A 13,823-nucleotide genomic window follows, 5' to 3' on the forward strand; every position below is an offset into this window, starting at 1 on the left:
CTCAGCAGGCACGTATTGAAAAAATATCAAAAGCGGCGATTCAGATGTTTTTGAGGAAATGTACTTGAAGGGCAGGTGTTATAATAGCATTTCCCTTCTTCCTTATATTACCTGCCCTGTTCTGACGATATTTGGCAGCAATGATATATTTGTAAACAAGCATCGGCAGGATTTCAAATCCCAGCTTTAGAGCATGACTAATGTTCATATCCAGAGTAAGGTGCACCAGCTTCCTACCAGGGCTGTTGAAGAAGTGAATGCTGGTATTAGAAACTATGTAAGTAGCAGCATTTGCACAGGCAGTTAATAAAATGTTTAATGAACAAGCATAAAGGATATATGTTTATAGTTCATTCTTAATTATCAGGCGCGGCGGTAATGGTTGGATAATAAGCTAACCCATGAGCCAGCAGAAGAAAGCTTTTTCTTTGCTGACTCTTTTTTAATTCCCTGGACCGCTGCCGGTGAAGTTAGCATCGAAATCTGAACTTAAAGGAGTTCCCGGTAACCAGATGGGGCTTTGCCCAGCACAGTTAATTATTAACAGCCTTTTCTTACAGGCTGGCCTATTTAAAATCGAAAAGGAGTAGATATCATGGGTAACACTTCCAGCAAGAAGACACTTCCAATTATCGCGCTTTCAGCCGCAGCTATCGGAGGCGGGGTTTACTGGTATACGAAAAGCTCCGGAAGCACCAGCCAGAGCGGGAGCAGCGAAGGCATCAAGGATAAAGTAAATAAAGCGAACCAGGAAATTGATACGGACGAACTGAAAAGCCGTTTCCAGCGCACTGTGGAGCTTGCCAAGCAGGCGACGACCCAGCTGCAGGAGATTTATAATGATTACGGCAAAGACATCATCGAACAGATTCAGCAGGTGAAAAAAGATTCCGAAGGCGTGGTGTCCACGGCAAAAGAGGCCGGCGATGAGCTGAAGGACGTAGCCGATACCGCCAAAGAGGCAGAGCAGGAGCTCGAAGGAGTAAAAGATCAGGCAAAACAGGGTGCAGAGCAGGTATCTTCTTCTAATTCTTCCTCTGATGATTCCAATAACTCTGATTCTGAGAACAGTGCCAACCAAAACATCCAGGAATCTCCCGAGGAAAAAATAAAACGAAAAGACGATCAAGCGGACATTGAGCCGCAGGAAGAAGGAAAAAATCAGCGGGACCCAAACAGCAAAGGCAATAACTAAACTTTCTTTCCGCAGAGAAAGCAAAAGAGCTTCTAAAAATAGCTAAACCACCGGGCGCCCGGTGGTTTTCTATATTTACCGGTCATATATCGACCTTTTCTGCATGCTCGCCGTTGTCTACGTGCGTAACGCCGAATGGCTTTTTCCCATGCCCGTTATAAAAAACATCCAAATCATGAAATATACGGTGAATCGTTTCCGCCGTCTGTTCTTCTTCGATATCAGATTGTTCCTTCTGCTGAAAGCGCTCGCTCCAGGCAGCAGCGTTACGAAGATCCCTGGCTAAATCTGGATTACCCCTGCTGCCACTATGTATAGGCAGAATAAAACCGCCGGATATAATAGCATCCCGCGGTTTACATTTAAATATTCACCTGCATTGTATCTTAGGAAGAAATTCTCTTTAAGATGCTCCATTTATCCCGTTTAGAAACGTAAGCCCGCTCTTTGAAAACCTGATAATTATTTTTTCGTACCGACTCTAAAATTGCCTGATACATATAGGCAGCTCCCTTAACAGGATATCTGGCATCCTTTGGGTACTGATCAATTGATTCGAGTGCTTCTGCATAAAGCTCCTCTGCCCTAGCGGCGGTTTCTTCCCATGCCTGTACAAATGACGAATCCAGACGGTGCTGGTAAAGCTCCTTCTTAGTATATCCATGCTTTTCCAGTATTTCTACAGGGAAATAAACGCGCCCCCTATCCAGGTCTTCTCCAACATCCCGCAGAATATTTGTCAGCTGCATCGCCTTTCCAAGAGCAACGGCCCCCGGCTTCAGATGCTCAAACCGCTCCGGAGAAAGGATAGGCAGAAGCATCAGCCCCACAGTTCCTGCTACATAATAGGAATACCCTTCAACTTCTTCCAATGTGTAATAAAAAAATTTTTCCAAATCCATATACTGCCCCTGAATCATATCCAGAAAAGGCTGTACTTCCATATCGAACCGTTCGAACGTGTCCCTAAGTGCAATCCATTGCAGCGATGGCTGGTAAAAGGGATCACGCAGGAACTGGTGAAACATAGTTTCAAATTCTTTTAATTCCTGTTCCGGGTTTTCTCCTTCATCCACAATATCATCTACCGTGCGGCAAAAAGCGTAAACGGCCCATACACCCTGTCTTTTTTTAAGAGGCAGAATATCAAATGCCTTCGAAAAAGTTTTGCTGTGCATTGTGATGATACGATGGCATTCCTCGTATGCTTTTTCTAACGTTGGTTTCATACTTCTCATCCCCTCTCCCGCATTTCAGAAGCCAAGCGATGGCTGGTCCCCTGCCGGGTGTATATCAGAAAACATCCTGCTTTCTTCCTACCTTAAGATGCTCTGCTAACAATTTTGCTCCCTGCATGACAATCGGCACACCGCCACCAGGGTGCGTCGAAGCGCCTACCGCGTATACGTTGTTGTACGAAAACGGCTTAAGCTGCGGCCGGAACGCACCTGATTGAGTAAAACCTGGTGCAATTCCGAAGCTTCCTCCTTCATACAACCCGTATCTTTCAGCATCCTTAGGCGTTCGAACCTGCATCCACTGAATCGAAGAACGCAGGTGCGGGAATCCTTTATTTTCGACCGCTTCTAAAATAGACTGAATAAACTCGTCCTGCACCTCCCAGTCGATGTTATCTCCTGATGGTACGGGAACAAGTAGATACAGCACACTCTTACCTTCCGGGGCGAGGGTAGAGTCTATTAAAGACGGGTGGAATGCATAAATACTCGGGTCTTCCGGTAATTCTTTCGTGTCAAAAACCTGCTTCATTTGATGATCAAAATTATTTCCCATGAAAAATTGGTGTATAGAAGCCTTTGTATATATTTTGTCTAATCCTAAATAAATTAGCAAGCATCCTGATGAAGAAGTGTATTTTTTTTGTGGTTTCTTTTCCACCAGCTGTTCTGCTGCCGGCAGTTCACAATTACAAATCAGCCGCTCTGCCGGCTCTACCCGCTTATCCGTTTTTAAGGCGGTGAACGTCTTTTCTTTCGCCTGGATGCTTAGTGCTGTCTCTTCAAATCGAAATATTACTCCGCGCCGTTCAAGTTCTTCCCTGATTTTTTCGATCAGTGTGGCATATCCTCCCCGGATATACCAGATGCCGTGATACTGCTCACTGAAGGAAACCAGAGAGTAAATACCGGGGGTAGTGGCAGGATTTCCGCCAATATAAAGAGTCTGAAGCGAATACGCGTCCCTGAGCCTGGCATCTTCAAAATAATCCGCCACCTGGGATCTAACCGGCTGATAGGCTTTCATCTGCCACAGAGAACGGATGTTACCCGCAGTGAAAAATTCCCGTTTACGCATAAATGAACGGGATAAAAAATCTTTTTCTCCCTGCAGGAAATTCTTCTTCATATCCCGTATAAATCTTTCAAAGTTTTCTTCTTCTCCAGGGAAAACACGAGCCATCTCATTTTTCTGCTTGTCGGGATCACTCCATTTATAAAATTCCGTGTCATCAGCAAAAACCATCCGATACAGTGGATCAATACGTTCCATAGATAATACTTCCGGGTCCATGCCTGCTTCGGCGAGTATTGCTTTGATTGTCTCCGGCAGCAGTACAATGGTTGGTCCTTCATCAATTTTAAATCCATCCTGCTTCACCCATTTGATTCTTCCGCCGGCTTCTTTGTCCTTTTCCACTATTGTTACTTCCTCACCCGCCTGCGTTAAATAGAGTGCTGTTACCAGCCCGCCAATGCCGCTTCCAACAATAATATTTTTCATTGCGCCCGCTCCCTGGCGTATTTAGCCGTTAGTGCCTGGGCAGTGATTCTGCCGGATACGATAATTGTCGGCAGGCCGCTGCCAGGATGCGTTCCTCCTCCCACCAGCCAACAGTTCCTTACGTCTTCGAACTTGTTATGCGGACGGAAATACATCATTTGATTTAAGCGATGGGAGAGGTTGAACACAGCTCCTTCGTATACATTACTGTCGATCTGCCAGTCCGTGGGTGTATAAATCTTTTCCACTTCAATATGATCCCGGAGGCCTTTAAACGGTGATCGGCTTTCCACCTGGTCAAGCACCAGGTCCCGAAAGCTCTCTTTGTTGTTTTCCCAGTCGATGCCGCTCTGGTTGTTTGGCACTGGGGCAAGCATATAAATTGGTGACTTTCCTGCAGGGGCGAGCGTCTTGTCGGTCACGGCGGGATTATGAATATAAATGGACGGGTCGTCTGAAACAATCTTTTCATGAATCATTTCTTCCACATTTTTTTTATAATCATTGGAAAAAACGATTGAATGATGAGCCGCTTCGGGATAAGTGGCGTCAACGCCTGCGTAGAGCATAAACGCTGAGCAGGAAAAGTCTTTTTCAGCCACTTTTTCTTTTTTCCACTTATTCAAAGGCTCATCGAACAGTTCAGTAGCTGCATAGGCGAAATCTGCGTTCACCACTACTTCGTCCGCCCCGAATACTTCCCCATTTTCAAGCTCAACCCCTGCAGCCTGCTGTCTTTTCGTCCGTATTTTCCTGACCGGCGCGTTTAAGTAAAGCCGGCCCCCATCCTCTTCAAACGCCTTAGCCATTGCTTTAGGTATCTGATTCAATCCCCCAGTAGGGTGAACAATACCATATTCATGCTCCATATAGGAAAGAATGCTGAATGCCCCGGGGCAGTCCCAAGGCGACATTCCCAAATATTTGGACTGAAAGGTAAAAGAAAGCTTCAGCCGCTCATCGGAAAAATACTGGCTCAGCACATCGTACACCGATTTGCCAAGCGCCAGGTGCGGAAGGGCTTTAAGCGTCCGGGGTTTCATGTAGTCGAGCAGTGAGCCGTGCTCGTGCTCAAGCACCGGCAGAAGCGCCTCCCACCGTTTCCCCAGGTCATGCATAAAGCGGTCGTATCCCTTTTCGTCACCAGGAAAGGAAGCAGCGATCCTCCGTTTCATTTCCTGTTTATTGGAGGTCGGCCGGAAGCTCGAATTCTCAAAGAACAATTCATACATTGGGTCCAGATAGTTCCAGGAAATATAGTGCGCCAGATCCCTCCCGGTCGCTGAGAAAATTTCCTCGACGATATGCGGCATACTTAAAAATGTTGGACCTTTATCAAAACGGTAACCATCTACATCCACATGGGATGTACGACCACCTACTTTGTCATCTTTTTCAAACAAACTTACTTGAAACCCCTGGCTTTGCAGCAGCATGGCAGCGGTAAGTCCTCCGGGGCCCGCCCCAATAACCGCAATATGTGTGTCTCTCACTCCAAAAAGCCCCTCTCTGTCAAAACCTTATGATCACGTCCAAAGTTTTATTCCCGTTTTTCTGCACTCTCAACCTGCCCAAAAATCCGAAAAATAGACATTGTAGAGGCATAAAAAAGACCTTTCCAAAAGAAAGGTCCGGCTCAGCGGCTTCTGCTGTATAATGCAAGCACCCTGTCCACCTGGGTCCCGTACATTTCTCCAAATACATTTAAATGGACAAGCAAATAATATAGCTGATAGAGAGGCATCCGCTCTTCAAATTCAGCTTCGATCGGCTGAACAGTCTCATAAGCCTCATACGTCCGTTCAGAAAAACCTCCAAACAGCCGGGTAAAAGCAAGATCAAATTCATAGTCCCCGTACCAGCAGGCAGGATCGATCAAATACGGACGCCCTTCTTCGCCTGTAAGCCAGTTGCCGGCCCAAAGATCTCCGTGCAGCTTGACCGGCTGCCGGTCGTCCGGTATCCACTCCCCAAGATGATCCAGAATGTAGCGCAGGCGGCGGGCCCGTTCCTCCGTCAGTTTGCCCAGGGATCTGGCGATTTCCATCTGTGGCCGCAGCCGGTGGTCCCTAACAAAACGAACCCAGCTCGTTTCCCAGGAGTTCTCCTGGGGCAGCTCCCCGATAAAATTATCCTCTTCAAGACCAAAATAATCTCCGGAGGATTGGTGAAGGTGAGCTAGATCGAGTCCCAGCCATTCATCGGTGCGGCTGTTCCCTCTTCCCTGAATGATATCCATAATAATAAACTTCTTTGACCAGTGCAGAACGTCGGGAACATGCACTGCTTCCGATTCACGCAGAAATTCGAGCCCGCGTTTTTCCTGGCGGAAAAAATCATAAGGAGCTTCTTCATGCCATTTCATAAAATAGGAGCGGCGGTTTGTGTCCACGCGGTAGGCAGAGCTGATGCTTCCTCCGGAGAGGCTTGCTATATTAGTTACTTCTGCCTGTGGGTCTACATACCGTATCGCTTTTTGAATATGCTCCATTATACATTCTCCTGCTCTTTAATCCATTGTAGTAAATGGAAAGTACTCGTATTAACCAGTTCAAACACGTCTTTAAAATTATTCTCAAAATAAGGATCCGGCACGTCTTCGCCTGGGCGTTCCGGATGAAAATCCAACAGCTTCCATACCTTCCCGCTTCTTGCAGAAACCTGAAAGTCTTCAAGCATCTCAAGGTTCTGCTCATCCATAGCCACAATATAATCGGCTTCTTCCCCGGCCCCCACGACCCGGGACCGCCCAGGGCCTGCAGGGACTCCATGCTGTTTAAGAACACCGACTGTGCCTTCGTGCGGCGGCGCTCCTGCGTGCCAATCACCAAGCCCGGCTGAATCCACTATTATTTTATTCTCCATTCCCGCTTCCTGCAAATGCTTCTGAAAAAGAGCTTCTGCCATTGGCGAGCGGCAGATGTTTCCTAAACAGATAAATAACACCTTTACACTCATAGCTTCTCTCCTTTACCCATAGAGATGTATAATCATGCCTTTAATTTCCCCGGCCATGTCGAGAAGAGAGAGGGGCTTTTGTTCCTGCTGCAGCATCTGGTCTGTCATTTCCACTAATTTTTTATCAATTTTTTCAATCAGCTGATGGGTTTTAAGCCTGCCGTCACTGCCAAAGGATCTTTCCTCATGCAGGTTCAATCCGTGGTCCTTCAGCTCCGTGAGGATTTCGCGCACAAGACGCTTATATTCTTTTAATTCCGGAATAGTCTGGTGCTCCATCAGGCGGCGCCCCTGCTGATCGAGCTGTTCGAGCATGATTCCCATTTGCCGGCTGAATGTTTTAGCCTGCTCGGTCTGCATCATTTCTGAAAATGGATTTTTTTCGGCTTTTCTTTCCTTTACGTTAGGCAGTGGTGCCTTTACATTCCCCTGAAGACGCTGAATATCCAATCGTCCGCCTTCCCCCTTTATTCTTCTTCTGCCGGCTCCGTTACGATAGCCGCCATAAATGCTGGTACTTTTACAAATTCTCTAATAAGCAGGCGTTCTTCAGTAGTGTGTATATTTTCATAACCAACGCCCAAATTGATCGTAGGAATACCGTAACTTGAAATTACATTTGCATCACTCCCGCCGCCGCTTCTTACGGTTCGAGGCTCCACATCAAGCCGGTGGGCAGCCTGGACGGCCCGCTGCACCACGTCGTCGGATTCAGCCAGCACATAGCCTTCATACATTGGCTGTATATCCACAGAAGCCTGTGCGCCCATTTCTTCGGCTGCTTCTTCGAAAGCCTCCCGCATCGCAGCTACCTGCCGGCTCAACTTATCTGGTTTAAAAGAGCGCGCTTCTGCAGAAATTACAACTTCATCGCACACGACGTTGGTCTGGGTGCCCCCGGCAAAGCTTCCAATATTAGCTGTGGTTTCTTCATCAATTCGTCCGAGCGGCATTTTGGTTATTGCTTTAGAAGCGACACTGATGGCCGATATGCCTTTTTCAGGCTCCACTCCCGCATGCGCCTTTTTTCCGTAAATAGCAGCATGCATTTTCGTCTGGTACGGTGCAGCAGTGACAAGAGTACCTACAGGCCCGTCGCTGTCGAGCGCATAGCCCATATCAGCATGCACGAGACCCGTGTCAAGATGTTTTGCTCCCACCAGTCCGGATTCCTCCCCGACTGTAATAATAAATTGAATATCGCCGTAGGAGGCCTCTTCTTCCTGAAGAACTTTTACCATTTCCATCATGGAAGCAATTCCTGCCTTATCATCTGCACCGAGAATGGTCTCTCCCATCGATACAATATAATCGTCCTGCACCTCGGGCTCAATGCCTTTCCCCGGTTCGACCGTATCCATGTGGGCGGTGAAATAAATCACCGGCTTTGTGCTGTCCGTGCCTTTCAGCGTACAGACCAGGTTTCCTGCTCCATGACCGGTGAGGGATTTTGCATTATCTTCTTTCGTTTCAAGCCCCAGCTCCTGAAATTTCCGTTTAATGACATCGGCTATTTTGGCTTCGTGTTTCGTTTCTGAGTCAATTTGTACCAGTTCGATAAATTCCTGTATTAAACGTTCTTGATTTGCCATCACTATTATAACTCCTTTGCGGATTGCTTAGGTTTATTACATATTTTTTCGCCTGCTGTGTTATAATTTGAGCATTAGTTTCCATTGAAAGCGGGGGTTAGAATGCAGAAAGTCATTATTTACATTATGATCTTTGCGCTTGTCGGCAGCAGCCTGTTAATGGGCGGAGCAGTAATGTTTTAAATCAATACCTCTGCTCTGCTTGTATGTATAGGAGGAAGCAGAACTTCCGGGCGCCCATGCCCGGGGTTCTGCTTTTTATTTATTCCTTCGTGCCTTCTGCCTGTTTAATCGCTTGCCCGATATGGTGTGCGTCCGCTTCGGGTCGGGTTTAAACATTTTTTTAATGAGCAGGTATTCTTCAATTTCATACAAAATGTAAAATAAAGAAGATCGTATTTCGAATTCATGCCTCGTCTTTGGCAGCTCCATCTGCTGGATTTCAAGCTTCATCTCGTCAAGACGATATAAGAAATAGCCGGCAGTATTGCCCGGAGAGACGGCGTCGCTTAACTCATCCATATAATCAGCCATTTTATGCCCCTGGGGCACAGACTGGTCGATGGAAGAAATAAACGGCAAAATACTTTCGAGTACCGAAAACTGCTTTTCTCTCATGCGGAAGTAGTGGTAGAAGTAGTCATCATCCCGGAGAAAATGATTGTCTATGTCCCGCAGAGCTTTTCCTTTAGCTTCATCAATAATTTTAGCTGCTTCCGAAAATTCCCCGCCGTCCCAGATGTTATCTCCAAAGCGAAGGTAGTTTGCGTATTCCTCCCAGATTTTGCGGAAAGCGTCTTCGAGGCTTAGCTGGTCCTGGGCCAGGCTTTTTTCACTGCTCGGCATGTACAGGTTCATGATTAAAGCTACCCCGATACCGATAAAAATAATTGCCAGCTCGTTCATCCATATGCCTGCGCTCACCTGTCCCTCTGTATAAAGGTGCAGAACTATCACGCTGCTTGTAACGATTCCCCGGGCGGCATTAGCCGCTACGCTGAGTGGAATGCTGATCAGAAACAGCATCGCAACAGCCACTGGATTGTAGCCGATTAGTTCAAAAAATACACTCGCTACTCCCAGGCCGATCACGCAGGAGACGAGTCGTTCAATACTGACTGTCAGAGAGCCTCTTTTGGTCGTGGTAATACAAAGAATGGTAATGACGCCTGCCGATATGTAGTAATCGAGCTGCAGCAGCTGGGCAATGTATACGGATATAGCAGTACCTACTGCTGTCTTCAGCGTCCGATAGCCAATTCGGAATCTCCCCATCTAAAAAACCTCTCTGTTTGTTCATTCGTATCTGTATTATATCGTAAACCCGGGCGCAGGGAAACTGACTAAGATGTTTCAGCCCTGGTCCTCTTGCACGCGCCCATTACATTCCAAACAGCATATAAAAAAGCAAAGGAATAGCTCCTTTGCTCACACATTTATTCATTGGTGCGCCTACCAGGACTCGAACCTGGAATGCGAGAACCGGAATCTCGAGTGATATCCCTTTCACCATAGGCGCTTTTGTCATATGTTTTAACAAGACAATGAATACTATACCAATGAACGAATAGTAAAGTCAACCCATTTTTAAATTATGTTTCTTCGGAAGAACCCTCCAGCATTTTTTCAAACTGGCCGTTGATATCTTCTTCACTGTAGCCTGCTTCCTGCAGCCGTTTAGTGAAATGCTGGGAATACACTTTGGAACGTTCATGCATCTTGCCGAACTTTTTTGCCTCCTGCTTTTTTTTCGTACGTTTCTGGCGGTCTTCGGCATTGGACATGAGGCTTTCCGTAATAAATAAAGCTTTCCATACCTGCTCCTCTTCGTAGCCGGAGGCGTTTGTATCAAGCTCATCGATGACATTCTGGTAGTAATCGCGAAACTCATCATACGAAATTTCCTCGTCCATATTTAAGTATTCCTGAATTTTTTCATAATACGTTTGAATCATTTGTCTCCGCCCTTTTCATTTATGTAGTCCGACACAGTATACCATGAATCTAAACCTGAGCGTCAAGACGCCTCTGCTGTCTTTTCTTATTTTTGCAAATGACGTTTAAAGCAAAAGCGATGAAGGGAAGAACCCTTTATAGATCTTACACGAAGAAAGAGGGATAACAAATGGCAGAAGTAACATTCAAAGCTAACATAGGCGAACCTCAGACAACAATCGCCTCCAACGGTAAAACCTTATGGTACAGCGTAACTAAAGAAGAAGGCCCGTCCACCAAAAGCAATGACTTTCGGGTTGGCTTTGAGACCTCTCAGGAATTCGAGCCCAAAACAAGCGAAATCGTGTTTCCGGATGTCGATACTACTGTAGAGCAGGACGGCAATATTTATCATTTAGAAAAGTAAGTGCCATAGGCTCCTCGGCCAGAGAGGAGCTCTTTTTTTGCAAAAAAAAGCGCCCCGGAGGGCACTTATTATTTTGCGCAGTATTGATCGAAAGCTTCTTCGAGTTTTTGAACAACCTGAATCGGTTCATGGCCTTCGATTTCATGACGTTCCACCATACGAACGAGTTCGCCGTCTTTTAGGAGCCCAAATGACGGAGATGACGGTGGAAACCCTGTGAAATAAGAACGGGCCTGTTCTGTTGCTTCTTTGTCCTGACCTGCAAATACGGTAACAAGCCGGTCGGGCTTCGTATCATAATTCGTCATGTAAGCTGCTGCCGGACGGGCAATGCCTCCAGCACAGCCGCATACAGAGTTTACCATGACGAGCGTTGTGCCTTCTTTATTCAACACCTCATCGACTTCTTCAGGCGTACGGAGAGACTGGTAACCAGCTTCTTCGATTTCGTCTCGGGAAGCTTGTACTATATCATTGACGTAAAAATCAAAATTCATTAAAATCCTTCCTTTCCTTCACCGAATACCTATATTGTAGCGGATAGGGAGAGAAAATCACAAGTGAGAAGCTCGAAAAGTTATTCATTCAGTGCTTTTTCAAGATTATCGACATTCTGATTCATCAGCGAAACGTAGGTAGCCCCGTCAGCAACTTCTTCTTCACTGGCGGACTCAAGGTTGTTTAACGTATAAACCTCCGCCCCGATTTCTTCCTGAAGAACATCCGTCGTATCGGATGGAATATTTTCTTCCACCATAATAGCATTCAGATCATTTTTTTCTGCTGTATCGATAATTTCATTGATTTCCTGCGTGGACGGCTCGCTCTGGGCATTCACTCCGTTAATAGCTATCTCTTCGAGTCCGTACCGTTCCTCCCAATAGCCGTAAGCTGCATGGGAAACGATAAATTGATCTTTGCTGCTTTCTTCTGCAAGAGTTTGGAATCGCTCGTTGATTTTATCGAGTTCTGTTGCCAGTTCCTCATAGTTTTCTTCATAAGCCTGCTCATGATCAGGATCTGCTTCAACGAGCTGTTCTTTAATTACAGTAGCCGCTTCCTTCGCCTGAACCGGATCGATCCATATATGAGGATCTGTGCCCCCGTGATCATGGGCATGCTCTTCTTCACTGTGGCTTTCTTCTTCATGCTCTGCATGCTCTTCGTCGGTTTCCCCTTCTTCGTGGCTGTGGCCTTCTTCATGACTATGGCCTTCTTCTGCGCTTCCCACTGCTTCTGCCACCTTGGCTATCTGCACGTCCTGGTTGCCAATCGTGCTTTCCACTTCGTCGGCAAAGCCTTCCATTCCGCTCCCGGTCATCACGAACAAGTCACCCTCTGCTATGTTTGTGAGCGTCTGCGGCGTCGGGTCGTATGTATGTGCATCCGAGCCCGCCGGTACAACGTTTTCTACTTTTACGTGCTCCCCGCCGATTTGCCTGGTGAAATCCTCCCAAGCAAAGAGCGTCGTATAAACTTCGACCTTATTTTCATTTTCGGATCCCTGATCGCTTTGGTCATCTGCTGCTCCACAGGCACTTAAAGTAAAAAATGCTGCCCCAGCAGCTCCTAAAATAAAATGTTTTTTCATTATCGCACCTCTTCATCGTAATGATTACGTTTTGTATGTATATTGATTTTAGCGCAGGGAAATAGTTTTGTAAATAAGAGTGATTCTTTTTTAAGCATGAAAAAAAGAGACTCCCTAAGGGGAAGCCTCTGTTAAATGTTTTCGGTCCCTTTATAATTTTCCAGCCGCTGCTTTAAATCGGCTAAAAACCGCCCGCACAGAAGACCGTCTAAAATACGGTGATCCAGGGAAAGACACAGGTTAACCATATAGCGTATTGCTATCATATCACCCTGCATAACAACCGGACGTTTAACAATTGATTCCACGGAAAGAATGGCGGCCTGTGGATGATTGATAATCGGCATGGACTGCACAGAGCCGAAAGATCCGGTATTATTCACCGTAAACGTTCCGCTTTTCATTTCTTCTGCTTTAATAGTTCCCTGGCGGACCTTGGTTGCCAGAGACTGCATGTCCCGGGCGAGACCACGGATATTTTTTTCATCTGCCCGTTTGATGACTGGCACGTAAAGAGCCTCCTCGCTGGCCACAGCCATCGAAAGGTTTACTTCCTTGCGCTGGATAATCCGGTCACCGTCCCAGGTGGAATTAAGGCTTGGAAACAGCTGCAGGGATTCGGAGACAGCTTTCATGAAAAACGGCAGGTACGTAAGCGAAAAACCTTCTTTTTGCTTAAAGTCATCCTTCACGCTGTTCCGGTACGCCACCAAATCCGTAACGTCTACTTCGATCATCGTCCAGGCATGGGGAATTTCCTGTTTGCTCTTCACCATGTTGTCTGCGATAACTTTTCTTGCTCCAGTTACCGGAATAATTGTGTCACCTTCACGCTCCTCCTGATTTTCTGAAGGCTTCGTGGAATAGATAGGAAACGGTGAAGGCGCAGCTTCTTCCTGCTTGGTTTTTTCCGCACCTTCCCGGATCGCTTTTTCTACGTCTTTTTTTGTGACGCGTCCTTGTTTGCCGGAGCCTTCGATATTTTCAAGGCTCAGCCCGTTCTCCTGTGCGAGCCGCCACACCACCGGTGAATACCTCTTTTTCATCGATTTTTCTTCCTCCCCGCCTTCTTGTCCCGGGGCCGTTTCTGCATAAGAAGCCGAAGCTTTTTCTACTATGTCCGGCTGCGTTTCTTCTGTTTCCATATAGCATATAAGCGTCCCCACAGCTACTGTTTCGTTTTCTTCAGCAACTAGCTCGCTGATTTCTCCAGTATAAGAGCTGGGGATTTCTGCACTTACTTTATCTGACAGCACTTCTGCGATGGGGTCGTATTTTTTCACTTTATCTCCCGGCTTTACGAGCCACTGGGAAATCGTACCTTCTGTGACGCTTTCCCCAAGCTGCGGCATCGTTACTTCTTTGCGCATCCTTGATACCCTC

General features: G+C 46.5%; 15 protein-coding genes and 1 tRNA gene. 3 read left to right on the forward strand and 13 right to left on the reverse strand.

Going from position 1 to position 13,823, the window contains the following annotated elements; translation table 11 throughout:
- Nucleotides 1-595 precede the first annotated feature (595 nt).
- Nucleotides 596-1,195: a hypothetical protein gene (locus B5066_RS15250; RefSeq protein ID WP_079476755.1), complete on the forward strand. Its 600-nt coding sequence runs from the start codon at nt 596-598 to the stop codon at nt 1,193-1,195.
- A 386-nt stretch (nt 1,196-1,581) separates the two neighbouring features.
- On the opposite strand, the gene B5066_RS15255 is transcribed toward B5066_RS15250, so the two are convergent.
- The 7 genes from B5066_RS15255 to B5066_RS15285 all read right to left on the reverse strand — a co-directional run bounded on the left by B5066_RS15255 (nt 1,582) and on the right by B5066_RS15285 (nt 8,487).
- On the reverse strand, nt 1,582-2,424 hold the full coding sequence (locus tag B5066_RS15255; RefSeq protein WP_233133212.1) for a phytoene/squalene synthase family protein: 843 nt from the start codon (nt 2,422-2,424) through the stop codon (nt 1,582-1,584).
- A 64-nt stretch (nt 2,425-2,488) separates the two neighbouring features.
- A complete protein-coding gene (locus tag B5066_RS15260) occupies nt 2,489-3,937 on the reverse strand; it encodes a phytoene desaturase family protein (protein WP_079476757.1) in 1,449 nt (482 codons plus the stop codon).
- On the reverse strand, nt 3,934-5,430 hold the full coding sequence (locus B5066_RS15265) for a phytoene desaturase family protein (RefSeq protein ID WP_079476758.1): 1,497 nt from the start codon (nt 5,428-5,430) through the stop codon (nt 3,934-3,936). The genes B5066_RS15260 and B5066_RS15265 overlap by 4 nt, the downstream gene beginning before the upstream one ends.
- A 143-nt stretch (nt 5,431-5,573) precedes the next feature.
- Nucleotides 5,574-6,428, reverse strand: coding sequence for a fructosamine kinase family protein (locus tag B5066_RS15270; RefSeq protein ID WP_079476759.1), 855 nt, complete (start codon nt 6,426-6,428; stop codon nt 5,574-5,576).
- The gene (locus B5066_RS15275; protein ID WP_079476760.1) at nt 6,428-6,895 is read right to left on the reverse strand and encodes a low molecular weight protein-tyrosine-phosphatase; all 468 of its coding nucleotides are present in this window, start codon (nt 6,893-6,895) and stop codon (nt 6,428-6,430) included. Before B5066_RS15275 ends, B5066_RS15270 begins: the two co-directional genes overlap by 1 nt.
- 12 nt (nt 6,896-6,907) lie before the next feature.
- Nucleotides 6,908-7,345, reverse strand: coding sequence for a YaaR family protein (locus tag B5066_RS15280; RefSeq protein WP_079476761.1), 438 nt, complete (start codon nt 7,343-7,345; stop codon nt 6,908-6,910).
- A gap of 17 nt (nt 7,346-7,362) precedes the next feature.
- A complete protein-coding gene (locus B5066_RS15285; RefSeq protein ID WP_079476762.1) occupies nt 7,363-8,487 on the reverse strand; it encodes a M20/M25/M40 family metallo-hydrolase in 1,125 nt (374 codons plus the stop codon).
- A 102-nt stretch (nt 8,488-8,589) separates the two neighbouring features.
- On the opposite strand from B5066_RS15285, the gene prli42 reads away from it, so the two are divergent.
- Entirely contained in the window at nt 8,590-8,670 is an 81-nt protein-coding gene (gene prli42 / locus B5066_RS16860; protein WP_156847924.1) for a stressosome-associated protein Prli42, read from the forward strand.
- A gap of 75 nt (nt 8,671-8,745) precedes the next feature.
- Here prli42 and B5066_RS15290 read toward each other — a convergent pair whose 3' ends face one another.
- The 3 genes from B5066_RS15290 to B5066_RS15300 all read right to left on the reverse strand — a co-directional run bounded on the left by B5066_RS15290 (nt 8,746) and on the right by B5066_RS15300 (nt 10,442).
- A complete protein-coding gene (locus B5066_RS15290) occupies nt 8,746-9,762 on the reverse strand; it encodes an aromatic acid exporter family protein (RefSeq protein ID WP_079476763.1) in 1,017 nt (338 codons plus the stop codon).
- A 169-nt stretch (nt 9,763-9,931) separates the two neighbouring features.
- A tRNA-Arg gene (locus tag B5066_RS15295) sits at nt 9,932-10,006 on the reverse strand.
- A gap of 73 nt (nt 10,007-10,079) precedes the next feature.
- Nucleotides 10,080-10,442, reverse strand: coding sequence for a hypothetical protein (locus B5066_RS15300; protein WP_244897377.1), 363 nt, complete (start codon nt 10,440-10,442; stop codon nt 10,080-10,082).
- Between the two features lie 170 nt (nt 10,443-10,612).
- On the opposite strand from B5066_RS15300, the gene B5066_RS15305 reads away from it, so the two are divergent.
- Nucleotides 10,613-10,849: a hypothetical protein gene (locus B5066_RS15305; RefSeq protein ID WP_079476764.1), complete on the forward strand. Its 237-nt coding sequence runs from the start codon at nt 10,613-10,615 to the stop codon at nt 10,847-10,849.
- Between the two features lie 68 nt (nt 10,850-10,917).
- Here the strand turns inward: B5066_RS15305 and B5066_RS15310 are convergent, their stop codons facing one another.
- The 3 genes from B5066_RS15310 to B5066_RS15320 form a co-directional block, all read right to left on the reverse strand.
- Nucleotides 10,918-11,346: a BrxA/BrxB family bacilliredoxin gene (locus B5066_RS15310; protein ID WP_079476765.1), complete on the reverse strand. Its 429-nt coding sequence runs from the start codon at nt 11,344-11,346 to the stop codon at nt 10,918-10,920.
- Nucleotides 11,347-11,426: 80 nt separating this feature from the next.
- On the reverse strand, nt 11,427-12,440 hold the full coding sequence (locus B5066_RS15315) for a metal ABC transporter solute-binding protein, Zn/Mn family (protein WP_079476766.1): 1,014 nt from the start codon (nt 12,438-12,440) through the stop codon (nt 11,427-11,429).
- A gap of 131 nt (nt 12,441-12,571) precedes the next feature.
- On the reverse strand, nt 12,572-13,810 hold the full coding sequence (locus tag B5066_RS15320) for a dihydrolipoamide acetyltransferase family protein (protein WP_079476767.1): 1,239 nt from the start codon (nt 13,808-13,810) through the stop codon (nt 12,572-12,574).
- Nucleotides 13,811-13,823 lie beyond the last annotated feature (13 nt).

The sequence above is a fragment of the Marinococcus halophilus genome (genome assembly GCF_900166605.1).
Lineage (GTDB): Bacteria > Bacillota > Bacilli > Bacillales > Marinococcaceae > Marinococcus > Marinococcus halophilus.

What these genes read in the sequence shown, in the direction of transcription:
- B5066_RS15255 (WP_233133212.1), bottom strand. Translation starts at nt 2,424, where the DNA reads ATGAAACCAACGTTAGAAAAAGCATACGAGGAATGCCATCGTATCATC.
- B5066_RS15320 (WP_079476767.1), bottom strand. Translation starts at nt 13,810, where the DNA reads ATGCGCAAAGAAGTAACGATGCCGCAGCTTGGGGAAAGCGTCACAGAA.
- B5066_RS15275 (WP_079476760.1), bottom strand. Translation starts at nt 6,895, where the DNA reads ATGAGTGTAAAGGTGTTATTTATCTGTTTAGGAAACATCTGCCGCTCG.
- B5066_RS15285 (WP_079476762.1), bottom strand. Translation starts at nt 8,487, where the DNA reads ATGGCAAATCAAGAACGTTTAATACAGGAATTTATCGAACTGGTACAA.
- B5066_RS15290 (WP_079476763.1), bottom strand. Translation starts at nt 9,762, where the DNA reads ATGGGGAGATTCCGAATTGGCTATCGGACGCTGAAGACAGCAGTAGGT.
- prli42 (WP_156847924.1), top strand. Translation starts at nt 8,590, where the DNA reads ATGCAGAAAGTCATTATTTACATTATGATCTTTGCGCTTGTCGGCAGC.
- B5066_RS15270 (WP_079476759.1), bottom strand. Translation starts at nt 6,428, where the DNA reads ATGGAGCATATTCAAAAAGCGATACGGTATGTAGACCCACAGGCAGAA.
- B5066_RS15250 (WP_079476755.1), top strand. Translation starts at nt 596, where the DNA reads ATGGGTAACACTTCCAGCAAGAAGACACTTCCAATTATCGCGCTTTCA.
- B5066_RS15260 (WP_079476757.1), bottom strand. Translation starts at nt 3,937, where the DNA reads ATGAAAAATATTATTGTTGGAAGCGGCATTGGCGGGCTGGTAACAGCA.
- B5066_RS15310 (WP_079476765.1), bottom strand. Translation starts at nt 11,346, where the DNA reads ATGAATTTTGATTTTTACGTCAATGATATAGTACAAGCTTCCCGAGAC.
- B5066_RS15315 (WP_079476766.1), bottom strand. Translation starts at nt 12,440, where the DNA reads ATGAAAAAACATTTTATTTTAGGAGCTGCTGGGGCAGCATTTTTTACT.
- B5066_RS15300 (WP_244897377.1), bottom strand. Translation starts at nt 10,442, where the DNA reads ATGATTCAAACGTATTATGAAAAAATTCAGGAATACTTAAATATGGAC.
- B5066_RS15305 (WP_079476764.1), top strand. Translation starts at nt 10,613, where the DNA reads ATGGCAGAAGTAACATTCAAAGCTAACATAGGCGAACCTCAGACAACA.